Source organism: Nostoc sp. (genome assembly GCF_036917655.1).
Taxonomy (GTDB): Bacteria; Cyanobacteriota; Cyanobacteriia; order Cyanobacteriales; family Nostocaceae; genus Nostoc.
The window spans coordinates 64,279-81,294 of sequence record NZ_JBALCY010000011.1 but is presented as its reverse complement, the minus strand read 5'-3'; the positions used below and the strand labels follow the sequence as shown (position 1 = coordinate 81,294).

Below are 17,016 nucleotides of genomic sequence, written 5' to 3'. Positions count from 1 at the left end.
GATAATTATCCTGAAGGAATACGCTTAATTCTCTCTGACGACCAATTTTTGGGTGCTAATTGCTGGGGTAGCAGTATCCACAAAATTTTTTCTAGCTTGCGAGTCTCTTCCAGTTGCTTCCAGAAAAGGGTAATGTGACTGCCAGATGTCACCTGTAAATAAGTAATCAGACAATCTAACCCTTCCAGTAAAACAATCTGCTTGCTAACCCCAGAACACATTGACTTGATAGCATCCAATTCCAGATCCAGATCGTGATGAAGCGTGAGAAAGTTTTCTCCCGGATGAATCCTTTGTAACAAATTTTTTCGGTAGTTGACCCGTTGAGCATTATTTTCAAAAGCGATACGTACTAGTTCGTTTTCATCAGGTGTATCCCACAGTAGCAAGTGAATTCTGTCATCGGGTCTAGCATCTCGTAGCAGAGAATCAGCTTTATCCGTCATAGGCTTTTTCCAGCAGTGCCAAGGGTTCATCCCAACGGGGAATCACTTGGAAAGGAGGTACTGCCCGTCGCTGTTCGATGATGCCGTAAGCTTCTAGTGCATTTAGCTGTTCCTGTAGTGCATCTGCTTTGATACTAAGTACAGTAGCAATTCCCATTTTCTGGTTCAAGATGGCCTCGGTAAGAACAGAACCTTCGCCTTTAAAGTCACGTTCCCACAGCTTTGCTAGGAAATATCCCACCAGGTAAGAGTTAGGTAAGTGGGCATTTCCAGCAACATATTTATCCCCTTCTTGAGTGATAAACTTGCAGGATGCTAAAGCTTGAAACTCAGTGTATGCCCGTAAGATAAATTTGATTCTGTCAGCAATCACTTTGCTTTCTTCTTCAAACTCTGAAGCGATATGATACAATAATTCCTCGCTAGTAAATTTACTATAACGAGGCAAGAACGTATATATAAAGTAAGACCATCCACCCCAATCAGCAGGATTTTCTGGTGTTTGTTGTAGTCCTTTATCACCAAAACTTAAATAAAAGTGCATCAACCAGTCTGTAATATTTGACTCCAAGCCTGAGTCTAGTCGCAAGATAATTTCTCCTTCCCGACTAGGGCGATTATTCTTAATTAACCCTACACGTACTGCCCAACTTTTTACTCGTCCTACTTTGCCATTACCTAAACTTGTTTTCTCCATCAAATTAGGCAAGCTATCATTTAAGCCTTTTTCTTGGGCAGCAGCATGAAGAAGTCTATTTATTTCATCTTTTTTAAAGGCAAAAGACCCATTAAAATGTAATTGCAATTTAGCCATAATATATTTTCTGAATGCGAAGTTTAATTAAATCCATTTTTTTGGTATTAGTTAAATATGTATAAGATGTTTACTGCCAGCTTCTAGACAACTATTAAATTATATATTATTAACTAGTATATATGCCACTTTAAATGTTGAGATTAGTGTGTGTAGACTCACTACAGCAAGTTACTAGACATCGCTAATTATCTAAACATGATTATTTATCTCTCTAAGTGATAAAAGAAGGAATAATTAAGTAGCTCAAATTAATCAACCTGCTGTTAAGTATTGTTAATTATGTGAAAGGATAATGTATTGGATTCCTTTTACTTTTTCCCTTTTAGCTTTAGTTATGGAATCACCAATCGAACGTATTCGCCTATCCCAAACAGCCAAAGACCAACTGCTCAAACTCAGACGCAGCACCAAAATCGACCAATGGAATATCTTATGCCGTTGGGCGTTTTGTCGTTCCCTAGCAGAACCAACCACACCCTCACCCGTCCCAATTCCCCAAGATAGCAACGTCGAAATGACTTGGCGCGTCTTTGGCGGCGAAATGTCCGATATTCTCCTCCTCGCCCTTAAGCAACGCTGTCACAATGACGGCTATCCCACGGATAAAGAAACCCTCGCCACCCAATTCCGCCTGCATTTACATCGCGGTATTGGCTACTTAGCAGGCGATCCAAATATCAAGAAAATTGAAGATTTAATTGAACTGGCGGTCAAAGATTGACAAAATAATTCGTAACGGATGCTGTGCAATTCGTAATTTAAATTCTTAATTACGAATTACGTTAGCGAGTCCGCGTACTCTTACAGAGAAGCAAGCTACGCTTTTAGCGTCTCGTAGAGAGCGTCATTACGAATTACGAATTACGAATTAGTATCATGCCTGAAGCGCTAGAAATTGAGCGTCATAGAGCTGCGATCGCTCGCACTGATTTATCTCGCCCTGTACGATTGGCCATAGAAGGGGCAATCTTAAATCAAGACACCACTTTTTTTGACTACGGTTGCGGCTACGGTGGTGATGTGCAGCGAGTAAACAATTTAGGCTACACCAGTGCAGGTTGGGACCCTTACTACCATCCCGATGTCCCACGCACCGCCGCCGATGTGGTCAACCTGGGTTATGTCCTCAACGTCATTGAAGATCCAGAGGAACGCCGTCAAAGCCTTCGCCAAGCTTGGGAACTCACCCACAAAGTTTTAATTGTGGCAGCTCAAATACTGATTAACGCACCCAGCAAAACCCAACTTGCTTACAATGATGGCATTGTGACGCGCCGCAATACTTTTCAGAAATATTACGAACAAGAAGAACTTAAAACTTATATTGATGAAGTCCTAAATGTTGATGCGGTGCCGATCGCACTAGGCGTATACTTTATTTTTCGAGATGAAGCGGAAAAAGAAAGTTACAAAGCTATCCGCTTCTTTTCTACCACTTCTACACCACGAGTCCGCATCCCCATCAAGCGGTTTGAAGATTATCAAGAACAGTTACAACCACTCATGGCTTTTTTTACCAAGCGCGGTAGACTACCTGCCAAAGGTGAATTGGAAAATGAACAGGAATTACTGAGCGAATTTGGTAACTTTCGCCGCGCCTTTGGTGTAATTTTACAAGCTACCGACGAAGCAGAATGGGATGCGATCGCTTACCATCGTTCTCTAGATATCCAAGTTTATCTCGCCCTCACCCACTTTGATCAACGCCCTGCATGGCAGAAGCTAGCAGCAGAAATGCGTCACGACATCAAAGCCTTTTTTAGTAGCTACGAGGAAGCTTGTCAAGTAGCCGACCAAAAACTTTTCAGCTTAGGTAAAGCTGGGGTAATTCAAACTGCTTGCGAAAAAAGCAAAATAGGTAAACATACGCGCGGTGCCCTTTACGTCCATGTTTCGGCACTAGCATCACTTGACCCAGTGCTGCGAATTTGTGAAGGTTGCGCTAGTCGCACCATTGGGCGTGTAGATGGAGCCACATTGATCAAATATCACACTGATAAGCCGCAAATATCCTATCTGTGTTACCCTGAGTTCGACACTGACCCCCATCCAGCCTTAAAAGCTAGTATAACTATTGACTTAAAAACCTTAGTTGTCACTCACCGAGACTATGCAACTAGAGCAAATCCACCGATTTTGCACCGGAAAGAAACATTTGTTACCAGCAACTACCCTGGTTACAAAGAATTTGCTCAACTTACCCAACAAGAACAGCAATTAGGATTGCTCAATCACAAAAGCGATATCGGTACGCGAGAAGGTTGGGAAAAATGCCTTGCTGCACACGGGGTAGAAATTAGGGCGCATCAGGTTTATTCAATTAAGGAAAATTAAGGAATAATCACACTGTTAGAGCATTGCTGATATGTATCTTAAATAAAGAAAATTTTAGCAGGTTTGTGTGCTTACACGAAATTAGACAGCAGGTATGGCAAGATAACTGCAATTCAATTAGATAAAAGGAATCTTCAAGATTGTGCAAGTAAATAAATCGCTGCTACGAATTTTTGGCAGCCCGAAGATGGGAGCTTTGTTATTTCTGGGCTTTTCATCAGGGTTGCCGTTGTATTTAACCAGTCAAACATTACAAGCATGGTTGACCAAAGAAGGAATTAGCTTGGCAGCGATCGCCGCTTTTAGTTTAGTAAAGCTGCCCTATTCTTTAAAATTTCTCTGGTCGCCTTTACTAGATAGATTTGTACCGCCTTTTTTGGGGCGGCGTCGAGGTTGGATGGTAATTACACAAGTAGCATTACTGTTAAGTATAGCTGTAATGGCTCTACAACACCCATCCCAAGGGCTACAACCTTTAATAATTGCTGCTGTGGCCGTTGCTTTTTTTAGCGCCAGCCAAGACATTTTAGTTGATGCTTACCGCACTGATGTAGTAGAAGTCCAAGAAAGAGGTGCTGGAGCATCTATTTACTTATTGGGTTATCGCATTGCCATTTTAGTAACCGGTTATGTCACCCTATTTTTGGCAGATAGAATGCCTTGGCAAGCTGTTTACTTGTTGATGTCGCTGTTGATGCTCGTAGGCGTGGTAAGTTCTATTTTTGCGCCAGAACCAGTCCTACGCGATCGCCCGCCTCAGACTTTAGGAGCCGCCGTCAAATTACCCTTCATTGAATTTTTCCAGCGTCATGGCTGGCTACAAGCACTTTTAATCCTGATATTCATTGTGATCTACAAGTTGGGAGATTCTTTACTAAAAAATGTATCCACCCCATTTTTGTTAGATAAAGGCTTACATTTCACTCAAACCGACATCGCATTTCCTGGTGCGCTGGGAATTTTCGCCACTATTATTGGCACCTTGGCAGCAGGAGCAGTAATGACCAAAATTGGTGTTAATCGCTCGCTCTGGATATTCGCCATACTGCAAGCTGTCGGTAACTTGGCTTTCTTTGCGTTGGCAGTAATAGGTAAAAACTTCTATCTAATGTTAGCTGCCGTTAATATAGAACAATTCTGTGCTGGTCTAGAAACCGCTGCTTTTGTAGCATTTTTGATGAGTCTTTGTAACCAAAGCTTTTCAGCTACACAGTACGCCTTACTTTCGAGTTTGCAGGCTTTTAGTAGAGATATTGTCACAGCTCCAGCAGGTACATGGGCACAAGCTACCGGCTGGTCTACATTCTTTCTACTGACAGCAATAGCTGCTTTGCCGGGATTACTATTATTGCCATTCTTTGCCCCTTGGAATCCAAAGCCAGTGGTAGTATTATCCAGACCAGGATTGGAGAACGAAGAAGAGGATATATGGGGAATCAAGTAGTTATTGCTGTCGGCACATTTATTCTCTTACTCACTGGTTTATTACTTGGCTATGTTCTCTCGCAGTTAGTTCTAGGATTTTTGGCATTTAACCTCCTAACTTTTTTCGGAACACTCAGCCTAATTTTAATTTTTGGTACACTTTATTACGTTTTATTTTGGCAGTTGCGGAGAGAGCAGTCCCGGCCATCAACTATAGATGAAGGGATACCAAACCAGGTAGACGAGGGTGTATCTGATAGCTATCTCAAAAACAGGCTAATCGCTAAATTATCCGGTGACACTGCCGCTGCCGAACGGTTAATTGAACAGGCAAAGGAGACTTATCCTGGGATGCCGGAGAATTGGTATTGCGAGAGAGTGCTTGATGACTTGGAGCGCGATCGAAGTGGGGAGTAGGGAGTGGGGAGTAAGAATTTTAGATTTTAGATTTTGGATTTTAGATTGAAATTTAATCCAAAATTGTCAATCCAAAATTGAGTTGCCCGATTCCCCATGCCTAGAAAATCGCTAAAATAAATCAAGAATACTTCACAAATCTTCAGCTAGGTTCTCATAAAAGTTCCTAGCTCTTTGCAATCTAAAATATGGCTATATTTCGTCAGTACATCGCTCCCTTGCTTGCAGTATTAGTATTTTTATTTGCGCTAGTGGCAGTCAGCGCCCGCATCTTTTTACCCTCCGATATGGCAGCACCCGCACCAATTGAAGAGGTAGGTATAAGTTATCAACCCACTCCTGCTAATTTGCCACCAGCAGCACATGACTCAGCTAGCTAAGTTAATAAACATCAGAAGTGTCTGAGCAACTAATACCTGAGTATATTATTCGCCGTGGTTCCACATTGGATCAATCGCTGCTGCTTAAATTCATGCAGCGAACTTACCAGGATCTCTTTCCCAATGAGGATTTTTCCCACCTAGAGCAAACAGTTAAGCAATACTTTTCTAGTGATACGCCCTTATGGTGGGTTAATTTTTCGAGTCAGGAACATGGGGGAGACAATGGAGAAAATTCTCCCTCATCCCCCTCTCCCCCCATCGCCTGCCTCTGGGTGGGCAATGCTATAAATCAAGTACATGGCAACCGTCATGCTCACATCTTTATCCTCTACGTTGTACCAGAACATCGGCGGCGAGGTATTGGTAGAGCTTTGATGCGATATGTGGAAAATTGGGCTATTCAAAGAGGCGATCGCCAGATTGGATTGCAAGTGTTTCAATCAAACAAACCTGCATTAAATCTTTACAATCAGTTAGGTTATCAAACGCAATCCCTGTGGATGGTAAAATTCCTGAGTGCAGAAAAATAAACTAGAGGATAGCGGTAACATAGTTTAGCGTCTGAGTTATGGCGGTTCTCATTTGGATAAAGCTCAACGAGGGAGAACGGAAAGTGGATAATAACGCAACTAATATATATAAGGCTTTAACTTATTGGCACATCGCGTTATGTGTTAATCCCAAAAAGGGATTCAAATGAAATTATGTATGACGAAGACGATCTAAGCCTACTTGATATTGAGGAGGATCTAGAAAGCCCCTTAGATAAAATAGAGCCGCTAACTGCCGAATCAGTTGTGGCGAAGCCTGATCCAGAAGTGATGCTAGCCTTGCTGGAAAATCCCCAGCCCCAGCAACGAATGTTAGCGGCGCGTGCTTTTTGTGATATTGAAGATGCGCGTGCTACCCCCCATCTGATTCGCCTGTTAACTGATACCTGCCCCTTAGTGCGGGTGAGTGCGGCCTATGGCATCGGACGCAATCCCAGTTCAGAGGCGGTAAGTCCGTTAATTGCTCAACTAAACAGTGATTGGAATGGCTATGTGCGTAAAGGTGTTGTTTGGGCTTTAGGAAACTGTCGCGATCGCCGTTCTTTACCACCCTTAGCAGATGCCCTAAGAACCGACATTTCCGCAGTGCGTTTGTGGGCTGCTAGCGCCTTAGCACAGATGGCAGAAGTGGGTTACGAAGCAGTTATAGGGGCAATACCACCATTAATTGAAGCCTTAGTCCAAGATCCCGTGGCAGCAGTGCGGAGTAACAGTGCTTGGGCGATTGGTCAACTGTGCCGCGAACTGCCTTCTAATGTAGTTTATGCCACAGCAATCGACGCCCTAATTCAAGCCTTTGCCGAAGACCAAGATTTGGGAGTCCGGGAAGACGCCAAAGCCTCACTGTTAGGAGTGGGTGATCCCCGTGGCTTGCAGTTGATTGAAACCCTGGAACAAGAAGGGTGGTTTTGATTGGGTATGGGGCAATTCAATTTTGGATTTTAGATTGACAATTTTGGATTAAATTTCAATCTAAAATCCAAAATCTAAAATCTAAAATTATTACTGTCCTTCAGCTACTGGTTTGACCAAATTTAAGTCATAAGGACGCTCAGTATCATCTTCACCCAAATATTCACCATTTTGAATTTCCAGAATAATTAGCGGGATATGTCCAGGATTTTCTACCTTATGTAGGGTTGCTGCTGGAACATAAGTTGATTCGTTTCGATTCAATAATATTTCTGCATCGCCACAAGTCACCTTGGCTACACCGGAGACAACAACCCAATGTTCATTGCGGTGATAATGGATTTGTGGTTTAATGCCGTGCCTGGGCTTGATTTCAACACGACTAATTCTATAGGTTTCTCCCTCCTCGATCACCTCCACCTCACCCCAATATCGTGTACCTGAATGTGGAGACAATTCGTTGATATTTGACTGAGTATTATTGTCATTCTGAGCCATAACTAATTTCTCACCTAGATGAATATCAGTATTTTTAAGTGAATCTAGCGTAAAGGCAATAAACTGGGAAGGGAAATGGTCACAGCATCTCTATTGATAACAAGTGCTTTAACTTGACCCCAGGTAATGGATTCTATTACTGAATTTCTTAATTTTGAATTTTGAATTGTTCACCCCCCCGTATACTGAATCCGATAAATACGATTATTGACTTCTTCTGTTAGTAGTAGACTGCCATCTGGCAACACGAGTAAACCTACAGGCCGTCCCCAAGTGGTTGGTACAGAAGGATTTAGCAAGAATCCTGTGAGAAAGTCTTCGTAGTAGCCAAGCGATCGCCCTTTAGCATCGAAGGGAACAAATACAATTTTATAACCAGTGCCGCGATCGCGATTCCAAGAACCACGAAAAGCAGCAAAAGCACCGTTACGGTATTTTTCTGGAAACGTTTTGCCATCATAAAACTGCAAACCCAATGCTGCTGAGTGCGCCTGGAACAGTACATCCGGCGTTTGGGTACGGGCTACTAAGTCGGGGCGTTTACTTTTGCCATCCGTCTTTTGGCGCGGATCGAGGTTGTTTGGTGTCAGATAAGCATAAGGCCAGCCGTAAAATGCCCCCTGTTTAACGCGTGTCAAATAGTCTGGAACCAAGTCATCACCGATTCCATCCCGTTCGTTAACAGTGGCGTAAAGTTCTTTAGTTACAGGATGAAAGTCTAAACCAACAGGGTTACGCAAGCCAGAAGCGAAAGTTTGCTGCTGGGAACCATCTAAATTCATCACCTGTATCGAAGCCCGTGGTAGGGGTTCTTCATCCACATTGGTTCCTGAGCCAACTGAAACATATAATTTATTGCCATCGGGCGAGACAACGACATTGCGCGTCCAATGGTTGTTATAACCTTGAGATGGCAAGTCGGCGATTTTTTGCCCCTGACCTGTAATCTTGTTTTGACCTTGAGTATAGGGAAAACGCACCACAGCATCTGTGTTCCCCAGAAAAAAGGAATTACCCGCAAAAGCCATACCAAAGGGTCTATTAAGTCCATTGTCCCCACTAGCAAAGGTTTCTCGAACGTCGGCTATGCCATCAGCATTGCTGTCACGCAACAGACGAATCCGATTTTGCCTGGTTTCAGTCACCAGAACATCACCACTGGGGGTTAAAGCTAGCCAGCGTGGGGCATCTAAACCTTCGGCAAAGACGTTAACTGTGAAGCCTGGTGGTACGCGCAGCACCGGGTTTTGCGGAATGGGCACAACCTGAGGTTGCTTGGAGGCACTTTGTGTTGCGAAAGGTGCTGGTAAATTCTTCAGATTTATCCGAATGGGTGTAGGTGAAAGCGCTTCAGTTCGGACAATATTTTTTGGCTGTGTAGGATTCTGTGTCAGTTGGGCAGAAGGTACAGATATTTGTGGTGTGGAATTATCTGAGGAAGCGCGAATCTGGTTACAGGCTGCTGCCAAGGTGAGTAAAAAAACTGGCAGCAAGAAACGCGCAGGGACTTTCATGGCGGTGGACACTATACACAATTTTCCTACTCTAGACTTGAGACTTAATAATTGTCGCCAGTCTAAAGTTTGATTTTTCTTAGTTAGTCGACCTATTAGGGACTTCCAAATAAAAAACTCCAACTATTTATTATGGGATGGGATAATTTATTTCTTGGAAATTCCTTAAGGTACTGGGAAAATAATTTACTCCCCAATGCCCAATGCCCAATATTTAAACATATAAGCATTTATTAGTTAACAAAAAATTTTCAAACTCTGCTGCTGGTAATGGACGACTAAATAGAAAACCTTGCATATAATTACAGTTGTGTTGGCGCAAAAATCCCAGTTCTGCTTCCGTCTCTACACCTTCAGCAACTACATCTAGATTGAGATTGTGAGCCATTTGAATTAATGCCTTGGTAATGGCTGACTTCTGCGGATCATTAGCAACATTATGGATAAAATAACGGTCGATTTTTAATGTATTAATTGGTAAGTTTTTCAGATAAATTAAAGAAGAGTAGCCCGTACCAAAATCATCTATTGCAATTTTTATACCCAAAGATTGCAAATTTTTCATAGTAGCGATCGCACTATTTACATCTTGCATAATCATGCTTTCAGTGAGTTCTAACTCTATGTAATGTGGTTCCAAATCATTGATAGCTATAAAATTGACTATGTTATGAAGAAAATCCGGTTGATTAAATTCAATTACTGACAGATTTACAGCAATAATCAAGGAATAAATTCCGGCATCGCGCCAGCTTTTAATTTGTTGACATACCCTTTTTAATACCCATTTACCAATAGGAACAATTAAACCTGTAGCCTCTGCTAACGGAATAAATTCTGTTGGGTAAATCATCCCCAAATCTGGACTTTTCCAGCGCAATAAGCTTTCAGCAGCTACTATTTTTCCCGAAGGAATATCAACTATTGGTTGATAATAAATTTCAAATTCTTGAAAGTTATGTTGTTTGATAGCCCGGTGCAAGCTAATTTCTAATAGCTGCATTTTGGGAGATAAGTTGTTAATTCCAGTCTGAGGAGATAAATACCTTTTTAAAGTAGCGTGCTTTTCCAACCTGTTGATGATAGCACTTAATAACTCAGACCGAGTGAATGGTTTAGTTATATAGTCATCGGCACCCATATCCATACCTTGACGGAAGTCAGATTTGGCAGATTTTGCAGTGAGAAAAATAAAGGGAATTATTGCCGTTAACGGATCTTGGCGTAACGCTGTTAACACGCCATAACCGTCAATTTCTGGCATCATCATATCACAGAGAATTAAATCGGGAACTTCGCAAATAGCCAAATGTACCCCGATTCTGCCATTAGCCGCAGCAAGAGTTTCAAAATCCTCAGCTTCTAGCAAATCTAAAATATTTTCTCGAACTGCTTCTTCATCTTCTATTATTAAAATTTTTGGCATAATTTACCTCAAATGGTATTTAATTATTTAATTACAAAATTACAACAAACTTTGTACAAAATCCCAAAGTAGTTGTGACAAATCTTTCACCTTGGTAGATATTTATCAACTTTTTTACAATTCCCATTCTTAATCCAGTGCCTAGTATATTGCCAACATTAATGGCGCGATAAAAGAATTCCAAAACCGGATGGAGATGGCTATCCCAAAAGCCAGGGTCTTCGAGTATTTCCCACGCTTGATGGCCCGTGATAGCGACAACATTTTCGCTAATAAATGTACTATTAAAATCTCCGAAACTCTTGCAGGTGTGAATTCCTGCTGGGCTGGAGGAGAGTAAATATTGCAGATGTTGTTGGCTGACAAGTAGTGCCTCTTCGGCAAGTTTGCGTTCGCAAAGCACCACTTGTTGTTCGCTAATATTGGTGATGGTGCCAACGTCAGCGATGACTTCTCTTGTGTTGCCCACGATCTCTTCTGGTCTGTCAAAACCAGCAGCTATTCTGGCATAGTTAGGATTAAAACCCAAAAAGACAGAATTTCTATCTTTCCAGAAAACACATTGGGGGATGGTATTTATAATTAGCTGCAACATTTGCTGGGATTGTCGCAGTTGATCCTTGACGGTTTGGCGATCGCCAATTTCTGACAATAGCTGCCCATTTCTTTGTTGTAAAGCAATACTTCGTTCAGCCAATGGTATTTCTAGCTGTTGCTTCGCCTCTTGCAGAGCGGTCTGTGCCTGTTTAAGGTCAGTAATGTCGAGTCCTTCAAAAATCAGCAGCACGACTTTGCCAATTTCGTCTGTAAGCGGTTTCAAAGAAAAGTCTATGGTTTTTACTGTTTGCTCTGCATTGATTACATCAACTTCGTAACGGACAAATTCACCTCTAGCAGCAAGTGCTATTGCTGCTTTTAATTGGCGTTGTGTTTCTTCAGAAATCGTCCACCATATTTTCCAATATGGACGCCCAACTACATTTTGTGACTGTAGTCCCCCAAAGTCGAGTGCTGTTTGATTAACTTCTAGCACCATACGCTCTATTGTCAGCAACCCGAACTGGAAGGTGCCGTTGAAGATGGCGCGAAATCGTCTTTCACTTTCATGCAATGATACTTCTGCTTGTACACGGGAGGTACTATCCACAGAAACTCCAATGAGGCGATCTGGTTTGTCGTGTCTGTCAGTACTATAGCGCGTGCTAGTAACCATTTGTACTCGGATAATTGTCTCTCAAGGAGAATCTAATGTGCTACCTCAAAGGAACTAATACTAGCCTTCCCTCTAGTTTTTTCTGTTTTTTATGCTAGTACTTGACAAATACTTTCAAGGTTGATAAGACCAACAACTTAATATTGGTTATCTACAACTGGCAGTAGATCCAACTGCTGCTGCGACAGTAATAGCACTGAGGCTATATTTGGAAATTATGACACGCTCAATGTCATGACCGAGATATGCATAACTTCAAAAATATTGGCTGTTTTCAAGCTAGTTCCTGAAGCTACAAGCATTACCATATCATGTTTGGTGAGGCACCTCACTAGCTGCAAAGATGAATAAACTAAGGCATTCTTGCCCCGTGCTGCCATCAGTGCGATCGCATTTAATAGTGGTTTTTACGGCACAAACATCAGCAGCGAACGGTCAATTATTGACTCTAAGCTTTGTAGCCTTAGAAGCTGAGGTAAGGCTTGCATAGATTTTTACGATAGTTATTATTAAAAAATAGTTATCTAAAACTCTTTACTTAAATATTTTCCAATATTTTGACGCTAAATAAATAGTTATATTTGGAATATAAACACAGCAAAAATTGTGTTAAGAAATACAAAGCAGCTTATATGCAGCTAGTTGGAAATCGGGTATAGGGCACTTGTACTGAGCGACTTGTGCCGAGCGGAGCCGAGGTAAGCCGTTGGCCCAGCCTCTCCAAGAGTTGTATTGGACATTGAAAAGAGGCAGAGGGGTGGGGTGCAGGGGGCAGAGGCGATAAAACTCTTCTCCCCCTACTCCCCTACCTCCTTGCTTCTTCACTAAGGACGCAACTGCACCCGCCGTTCGCCGTAACGCAATAGCCTTTCTATAGTTACAAGCCGATTTTCCCAAACTTTTACTTGATAGGAATTTGATTTAAGCTCTTGGCTCATCAATACCCGAAATTGAGACTGTAACCGAGTTAGAGAGGCTTTCGCCACTACTAACTTACTAGGAGAAGGGGAAGCAGCAAGCTGATTTAAAGCACTGCGTAAAACTTCTGCCTGGTTGTTAAAATCTGATATTTTCTGGGCAGGTCTTTCTAGTGGGTCATTTTGGAAAACAAATTTCCATTCCCGTTGCAGCGCGGTGTAACGGATGGCGGCAGTTTGAAAAGGCTGGCGGTGAGGAATTGGTTCACTTGTTGTGGATTTAATCCTACCTTGGGTGCTAATAAAGAGTTTTTGTAGCTCGTTGTTAAAATTTTCTGCGGCAAAGAGTGCGTAACCACTAACTGGCAAGTCCCTTACCAACTGGAGTTGATCGAATGCTCCAATTGTTGGCAAAGAAAGTAAGCGAATTCCCGGCACTAACAATGTAGCTCCCAATTGTTTAGAGGCGATCCAGGGTTGGGCTAGTCGTTGGAAACGAGAAGTATCCAGAGCATAAGTCATAGGAACGATTAAATCTACATCTCCCCGCCTTGCCCAAATTTCCCAGTTTTGTTGAATTTTTTGAATCCGCTCTAGTTCTGGCAAAGGAAATACTGCAACCGACAAAATCAAATTCGGTCGTTTTTGTCGCAACTGCTGTGAAACTAGGGCAACAAAGCTATCAACTTGCGTAGTGCGAAATGTCGTCCACTTTTGCCACAGTTCTGGTTGGCTGGGGGAAATATTTATCGGATCTACACCAGTAAGTTGCTGAAACTGCGCTCTTGCAGCTTTGCCATAGCCATAGGTTCGACCTGCTGATGGGTCTTGAAAGGGGTAGCGAATGTAGTCTAGCTGTAGACCATCCACGTCATAGCGAGTAACGATTTCGTCGTATAGCTTGAGTAAGTACTGCCGCACTTCGGGGTTGGCTGGGTCATAGAATGGCTTAGTCTGACCAATGGGAATCATGTTGCCAAGATTATCGTAGTTTGCCCAATCGGGATGAGCCGCCAGCACTGGCCCTGGATAATTTGGATTAACGTTGATAATCTCATTGTGCCGTTGGTTGCCAGCAGCAAAAGTCCAAACCCAAGCGTGTAATTCCATGTCTCGCTCATGGGCTAATTTCACCGCATCTGCCAGTGGGTCCCACCCACGAATTAATGGGTTTTGCTCTTTTGCGACTTGGCTGGGATAAATGGTATAGCCAGCGTTAACAGTTTCAAAGAAGACGGTATTAATCCCAGCTTGGGCTAGGCGATCAAAAATCTGTGCCAGTCCCGCCTTGCTAGCAGCACGAACAATCGTCCCCCGATCTAACCAAACTGCCCGAATTTCTGGTTGAGCCAGCCTCTGATCAACAGGAAACTGCTGCCACAAAATCGTCTTCGCTACCAGCCACTGCTGACGAGCCAGAGCGTAGTTTTTTTGGGCAATCAATTGGGGTAAGTTTTTGGCAATTACCCTTACCTGTGCCAAGGCTTGGTCTTTATTTCTGACTAGCCCTCCCAATTTAGTTGAGGCCAATTGTGTCGGCTGCTGCTTGACAGATTGGGGGGTGTAAGTGCGTGGATGCCTAGAGGACTGCTTGTCGTCAGATATCACAACGCCTTCATTAGCCGCATTAGCTAACACCGCTAAATTAGCGCTTTGCACCCGACCAATTAGATTTTCTAGCTCTTGTTGGAGGGCGATCGCTTGATTGTTGTCAATTGGCTCATTGGAGTTCGGCTTAACATCCAGACGCACCGCTTGTTCCAACTGGTCAATAGCCTCGGAATTTGGGGGCTTGACTATAGTTAGCGCTCTAGGTATAGGAGCAGTGGCAGTTTTAGGAGGAGGGGATGAGGGGGATGAGGGAGATGAGGGAGATGAGGGAGATGAACTGCCCCTCTGCCCCTCTGCCTCTCTGCCCCCTTGTCCCCTTGGCGCAGCTGCCACCGTTGTAGAGCAGTTTGGGGAACCTCCTGCTACTTTTTTCATGCGATTCGATGGTGGTGGCGCTGTCAAATAGTGATTGAGAGCAGCTTTTAACCAGGCATTATCTAACTCTGCTGATGAGGCTGCGTCTGTTCCCCAGCGCCAACCCAAAAAGGTGGAACGCTCAGTTGTGACTACTGCGGCAGGATTATCTTTGGAATTCCAAACAGCAGCAGATTCAGTGCCCATATCATTAGGAATCACAACGCCGCCACGCACTTTGCCAAAGAGTCCAGTTTGATTTGCCCATTCTGGGATGTTGGTTTTTGTGGGTTTGATCTGTTCTGTGTCACTGAGGCTGAATCCCCAATAACCTCCCAAGAGCGATCGCAATAACTGGCGCACTCCCGGCGCTGACAGACTACCTACGGGGCCACTAGCAATCAAGCGCCCTCCTTTACTCATCCATTCTTCTAGAGCGATCGCTTGGGTTGGCGTTAATGTCTCGACATTTGGCAAAAATAATACCCGGCGATCGCCCCAATCTGCCCCACTCTTGACATCAGTTAGGGGAATTACACAATATTTCACCCCTATTGTTTGTAAGCGGTCAGTGATCCCTGTCCATTGATTCGCATTTTCTTGGCTATGCACTACGCTCAATACAGGTTCTTCAGTCGCCGCCATTACTGGCAAAATACTAAAACTATTTAAAATTAAAAAATTAAAACTTAAAATGAAGAATCCGGCTTTTTTAATTTGTGAATTAGCCTTTTCATGATACTTTTCCCGATTCTTCACTCCTGACTCCTCAGTGGATTAGTTATTAGGCATTACGTCTTATTTATCATCTAACATAACAATAAATTACCTCCGAAAAACAACTGATCTTTGATCGCTAAACTTGAACAGAATTTAAAATACATTTTTTGATTAAATCTTCAACTCCTGCTACTGGGAAAATTTTTGTATTTAGTCTGTTAGCTAATTCCTCAATACTCATATCATCTAAAAATACTAATTCCCCATTTTTTAACATGACATTCGGTAGTAAAATACCATCACCTAAATCTTGCCCTTCTAAATTTAAAAGCAAATCATGACCAGTTAGTAATCCGGTTACACTGATAGTTTGTCCCCAATAATCACTACATAGAGCTTGCATATTGACTTCTAAACCTTCAACAAAATTTAAGCGTTTCAAAATAGGTTGAAATGCTTTTTCTACGGCGTTACCCACTACCCAAGTTAATCTTCTCTGAGGATATACTTTTGGCGGGAGTAATTCTGCCGCAACGGTGGCAAATTGCTTGAGAAATAATTGAATCGAACCAACTCCGTTATCAATTTGGGGATATTCTTCATATTCAGATTCGCTGGGTAATTCCTCACCTGCAATCAAAAACCACTCATCGGCTAACCAAACAACGCTAGAGGCGAATTGTTGGCGAAATTGCCGCGAGAGCAATTTCACTTGGGAAATCACTTCTTTTGCTTTTTCCTTAGTTACGGGTGTGAGTTCGTCTTCTGAAGGCCGAAACCGTGTCAATCCAACTGGTACAACTGCCACCGATGCCACCGCAGGCACTTCACCAGTATGAAAAGACGTTAAATCTTTGAGAGTTTGTTCCAGATGTTTGCCATCATTTATACCAGGACAAACAACCACTTGAGCATGAATTTGTAGTCGCCTTTTTTGAAACCACTTAAGTTGTTGCAAGATTTGTCCCGCACGCGGATTTTTTAGCAGTCTAATTCTGACTTCAGCCTCCGTCGCATGAACAGAAACATACAACGGAGACAAACGCATTTGTTCAATCCGCTGCCATTCTCTTTCTGGCAAATTGGTTAGGGTAAGATAAGAGCCATACAAAAAGCTCAGACGGTAATCGTCGTCTTTCAAGTACAAGCTGGTGCGCTTACCTGGTGGTTGTTGGTCGATAAAGCAAAATGGACAGCGATTATTGCACTGAATTAAGCCATCAAATAGGGCAGTTTCAAATTCTAGCCCCAAGTCTTGGTCGTAATCTTTTTCGATTTCCAGGCTATGCGTTTTACCAGTAGCGTCTAAAACTTCTAATTCCAAAACTTCATCAGCACACAAAAACTGATAATCAATTAAATCGCGGGGACGTGTACCATTGATAGCAACGATCGCATCCCCAGCCTCAAAGCCAATCTCTGCGGCTATTGAGTCTGGAAGAACCTTGGTAATTCGGGCAGGATGAATTGTAGTCATG

The 17,016-nt window shown here is 42.8% G+C and carries 16 protein-coding genes; 8 read left to right on the top strand and 8 right to left on the bottom strand.

Annotation, left to right across the window (positions count from 1 at the left end):
- Positions 1 to 5: 5 nt before the first annotated feature.
- On the bottom strand, positions 6 to 446 hold the full coding sequence (locus tag V7K30_RS06790; RefSeq protein WP_334998353.1) for a hypothetical protein: 441 nt from the start codon (positions 444 to 446) through the stop codon (positions 6 to 8).
- Positions 436 to 1,260: a DUF4007 family protein gene (locus tag V7K30_RS06785; protein ID WP_334998352.1), complete on the bottom strand. Its 825-nt coding sequence runs from the start codon at positions 1,258 to 1,260 to the stop codon at positions 436 to 438. Before V7K30_RS06785 ends, V7K30_RS06790 begins: the two co-directional genes overlap by 11 nt.
- A gap of 337 nt (positions 1,261 to 1,597) precedes the next feature.
- On the opposite strand from V7K30_RS06785, the gene dndE reads away from it, so the two are divergent.
- The 7 genes from dndE to V7K30_RS06750 all read left to right on the top strand — a co-directional run bounded on the left by dndE (position 1,598) and on the right by V7K30_RS06750 (position 7,285).
- Complete coding sequence (gene dndE, locus V7K30_RS06780; RefSeq protein ID WP_334998351.1) at positions 1,598 to 1,984, top strand: DNA sulfur modification protein DndE; 387 nt, start codon at positions 1,598 to 1,600, stop codon at positions 1,982 to 1,984.
- A gap of 155 nt (positions 1,985 to 2,139) precedes the next feature.
- Positions 2,140 to 3,597 carry a DNA phosphorothioation-associated putative methyltransferase gene (locus tag V7K30_RS06775; protein ID WP_334998350.1) on the top strand — a complete coding sequence of 486 codons (1,458 nt, stop codon included), beginning with the start codon at positions 2,140 to 2,142 and terminating at the stop codon, positions 3,595 to 3,597.
- Positions 3,598 to 3,739: 142 nt separating this feature from the next.
- Positions 3,740 to 5,041 carry an AmpG family muropeptide MFS transporter gene (locus tag V7K30_RS06770; protein WP_334998349.1) on the top strand — a complete coding sequence of 434 codons (1,302 nt, stop codon included), beginning with the start codon at positions 3,740 to 3,742 and terminating at the stop codon, positions 5,039 to 5,041.
- Positions 5,026 to 5,439, top strand: a complete 414-nt coding sequence (locus tag V7K30_RS06765) for an ABC transporter permease (RefSeq protein ID WP_334998348.1) — start codon at positions 5,026 to 5,028, stop codon at positions 5,437 to 5,439. Before V7K30_RS06770 ends, V7K30_RS06765 begins: the two co-directional genes overlap by 16 nt.
- Before the next feature lie 188 nt (positions 5,440 to 5,627).
- On the top strand, positions 5,628 to 5,819 hold the full coding sequence (locus V7K30_RS06760; protein ID WP_334998347.1) for a hypothetical protein: 192 nt from the start codon (positions 5,628 to 5,630) through the stop codon (positions 5,817 to 5,819).
- A gap of 17 nt (positions 5,820 to 5,836) precedes the next feature.
- Positions 5,837 to 6,352 carry a GNAT family N-acetyltransferase gene (locus V7K30_RS06755; protein ID WP_334998346.1) on the top strand — a complete coding sequence of 172 codons (516 nt, stop codon included), beginning with the start codon at positions 5,837 to 5,839 and terminating at the stop codon, positions 6,350 to 6,352.
- Between the two features lie 174 nt (positions 6,353 to 6,526).
- The gene (locus V7K30_RS06750; protein ID WP_334998345.1) at positions 6,527 to 7,285 is read left to right on the top strand and encodes a HEAT repeat domain-containing protein; all 759 of its coding nucleotides are present in this window, start codon (positions 6,527 to 6,529) and stop codon (positions 7,283 to 7,285) included.
- A 90-nt stretch (positions 7,286 to 7,375) separates the two neighbouring features.
- Here V7K30_RS06750 and V7K30_RS06745 read toward each other — a convergent pair whose 3' ends face one another.
- The 4 genes from V7K30_RS06745 to V7K30_RS06730 all read right to left on the bottom strand — a co-directional run bounded on the left by V7K30_RS06745 (position 7,376) and on the right by V7K30_RS06730 (position 11,936).
- Positions 7,376 to 7,783, bottom strand: coding sequence for a phosphomannose isomerase type II C-terminal cupin domain (locus V7K30_RS06745; RefSeq protein ID WP_334998344.1), 408 nt, complete (start codon positions 7,781 to 7,783; stop codon positions 7,376 to 7,378).
- A gap of 170 nt (positions 7,784 to 7,953) precedes the next feature.
- A complete protein-coding gene (locus V7K30_RS06740; protein ID WP_334998343.1) occupies positions 7,954 to 9,297 on the bottom strand; it encodes a PQQ-dependent sugar dehydrogenase in 1,344 nt (447 codons plus the stop codon).
- Between the two features lie 214 nt (positions 9,298 to 9,511).
- Positions 9,512 to 10,723, bottom strand: coding sequence for an EAL domain-containing response regulator (locus tag V7K30_RS06735; RefSeq protein WP_334998342.1), 1,212 nt, complete (start codon positions 10,721 to 10,723; stop codon positions 9,512 to 9,514).
- A 31-nt stretch (positions 10,724 to 10,754) separates the two neighbouring features.
- Positions 10,755 to 11,936 carry a PAS domain S-box protein gene (locus V7K30_RS06730; protein ID WP_334998341.1) on the bottom strand — a complete coding sequence of 394 codons (1,182 nt, stop codon included), beginning with the start codon at positions 11,934 to 11,936 and terminating at the stop codon, positions 10,755 to 10,757.
- A 343-nt stretch (positions 11,937 to 12,279) separates the two neighbouring features.
- On the opposite strand from V7K30_RS06730, the gene V7K30_RS06725 reads away from it, so the two are divergent.
- A complete protein-coding gene (locus V7K30_RS06725) occupies positions 12,280 to 12,426 on the top strand; it encodes a hypothetical protein (RefSeq protein ID WP_334998340.1) in 147 nt (48 codons plus the stop codon).
- A 334-nt stretch (positions 12,427 to 12,760) separates the two neighbouring features.
- Here the strand turns inward: V7K30_RS06725 and V7K30_RS06720 are convergent, their stop codons facing one another.
- Together V7K30_RS06720 and V7K30_RS06715 are read right to left on the bottom strand one after the other, a co-directional pair.
- Complete coding sequence (locus V7K30_RS06720) at positions 12,761 to 15,577, bottom strand: family 10 glycosylhydrolase (protein WP_334998339.1); 2,817 nt, start codon at positions 15,575 to 15,577, stop codon at positions 12,761 to 12,763.
- Between the two features lie 97 nt (positions 15,578 to 15,674).
- A complete protein-coding gene (locus tag V7K30_RS06715) occupies positions 15,675 to 17,015 on the bottom strand; it encodes a TIGR03279 family radical SAM protein (RefSeq protein WP_334998393.1) in 1,341 nt (446 codons plus the stop codon).
- Position 17,016 lies beyond the last annotated feature (1 nt).

Excerpts from the sequence above, each read along its gene's own strand:
- V7K30_RS06790 (WP_334998353.1), bottom strand. The coding sequence starts at position 446 with ATGACGGATAAAGCTGATTCTCTGCTACGAGATGCTAGACCCGATGAC.
- V7K30_RS06785 (WP_334998352.1), bottom strand. The coding sequence starts at position 1,260 with ATGGCTAAATTGCAATTACATTTTAATGGGTCTTTTGCCTTTAAAAAA.
- dndE (WP_334998351.1), top strand. The coding sequence starts at position 1,598 with ATGGAATCACCAATCGAACGTATTCGCCTATCCCAAACAGCCAAAGAC.
- V7K30_RS06775 (WP_334998350.1), top strand. The coding sequence starts at position 2,140 with ATGCCTGAAGCGCTAGAAATTGAGCGTCATAGAGCTGCGATCGCTCGC.
- V7K30_RS06765 (WP_334998348.1), top strand. The coding sequence starts at position 5,026 with ATGGGGAATCAAGTAGTTATTGCTGTCGGCACATTTATTCTCTTACTC.
- V7K30_RS06760 (WP_334998347.1), top strand. The coding sequence starts at position 5,628 with ATGGCTATATTTCGTCAGTACATCGCTCCCTTGCTTGCAGTATTAGTA.
- V7K30_RS06750 (WP_334998345.1), top strand. The coding sequence starts at position 6,527 with ATGTATGACGAAGACGATCTAAGCCTACTTGATATTGAGGAGGATCTA.
- V7K30_RS06745 (WP_334998344.1), bottom strand. The coding sequence starts at position 7,783 with ATGGCTCAGAATGACAATAATACTCAGTCAAATATCAACGAATTGTCT.
- V7K30_RS06740 (WP_334998343.1), bottom strand. The coding sequence starts at position 9,297 with ATGAAAGTCCCTGCGCGTTTCTTGCTGCCAGTTTTTTTACTCACCTTG.
- V7K30_RS06735 (WP_334998342.1), bottom strand. The coding sequence starts at position 10,723 with ATGCCAAAAATTTTAATAATAGAAGATGAAGAAGCAGTTCGAGAAAAT.
- V7K30_RS06730 (WP_334998341.1), bottom strand. The coding sequence starts at position 11,936 with ATGGTTACTAGCACGCGCTATAGTACTGACAGACACGACAAACCAGAT.
- V7K30_RS06725 (WP_334998340.1), top strand. The coding sequence starts at position 12,280 with ATGAATAAACTAAGGCATTCTTGCCCCGTGCTGCCATCAGTGCGATCG.
- V7K30_RS06715 (WP_334998393.1), bottom strand. The coding sequence starts at position 17,015 with ATGACTACAATTCATCCTGCCCGAATTACCAAGGTTCTTCCAGACTCA.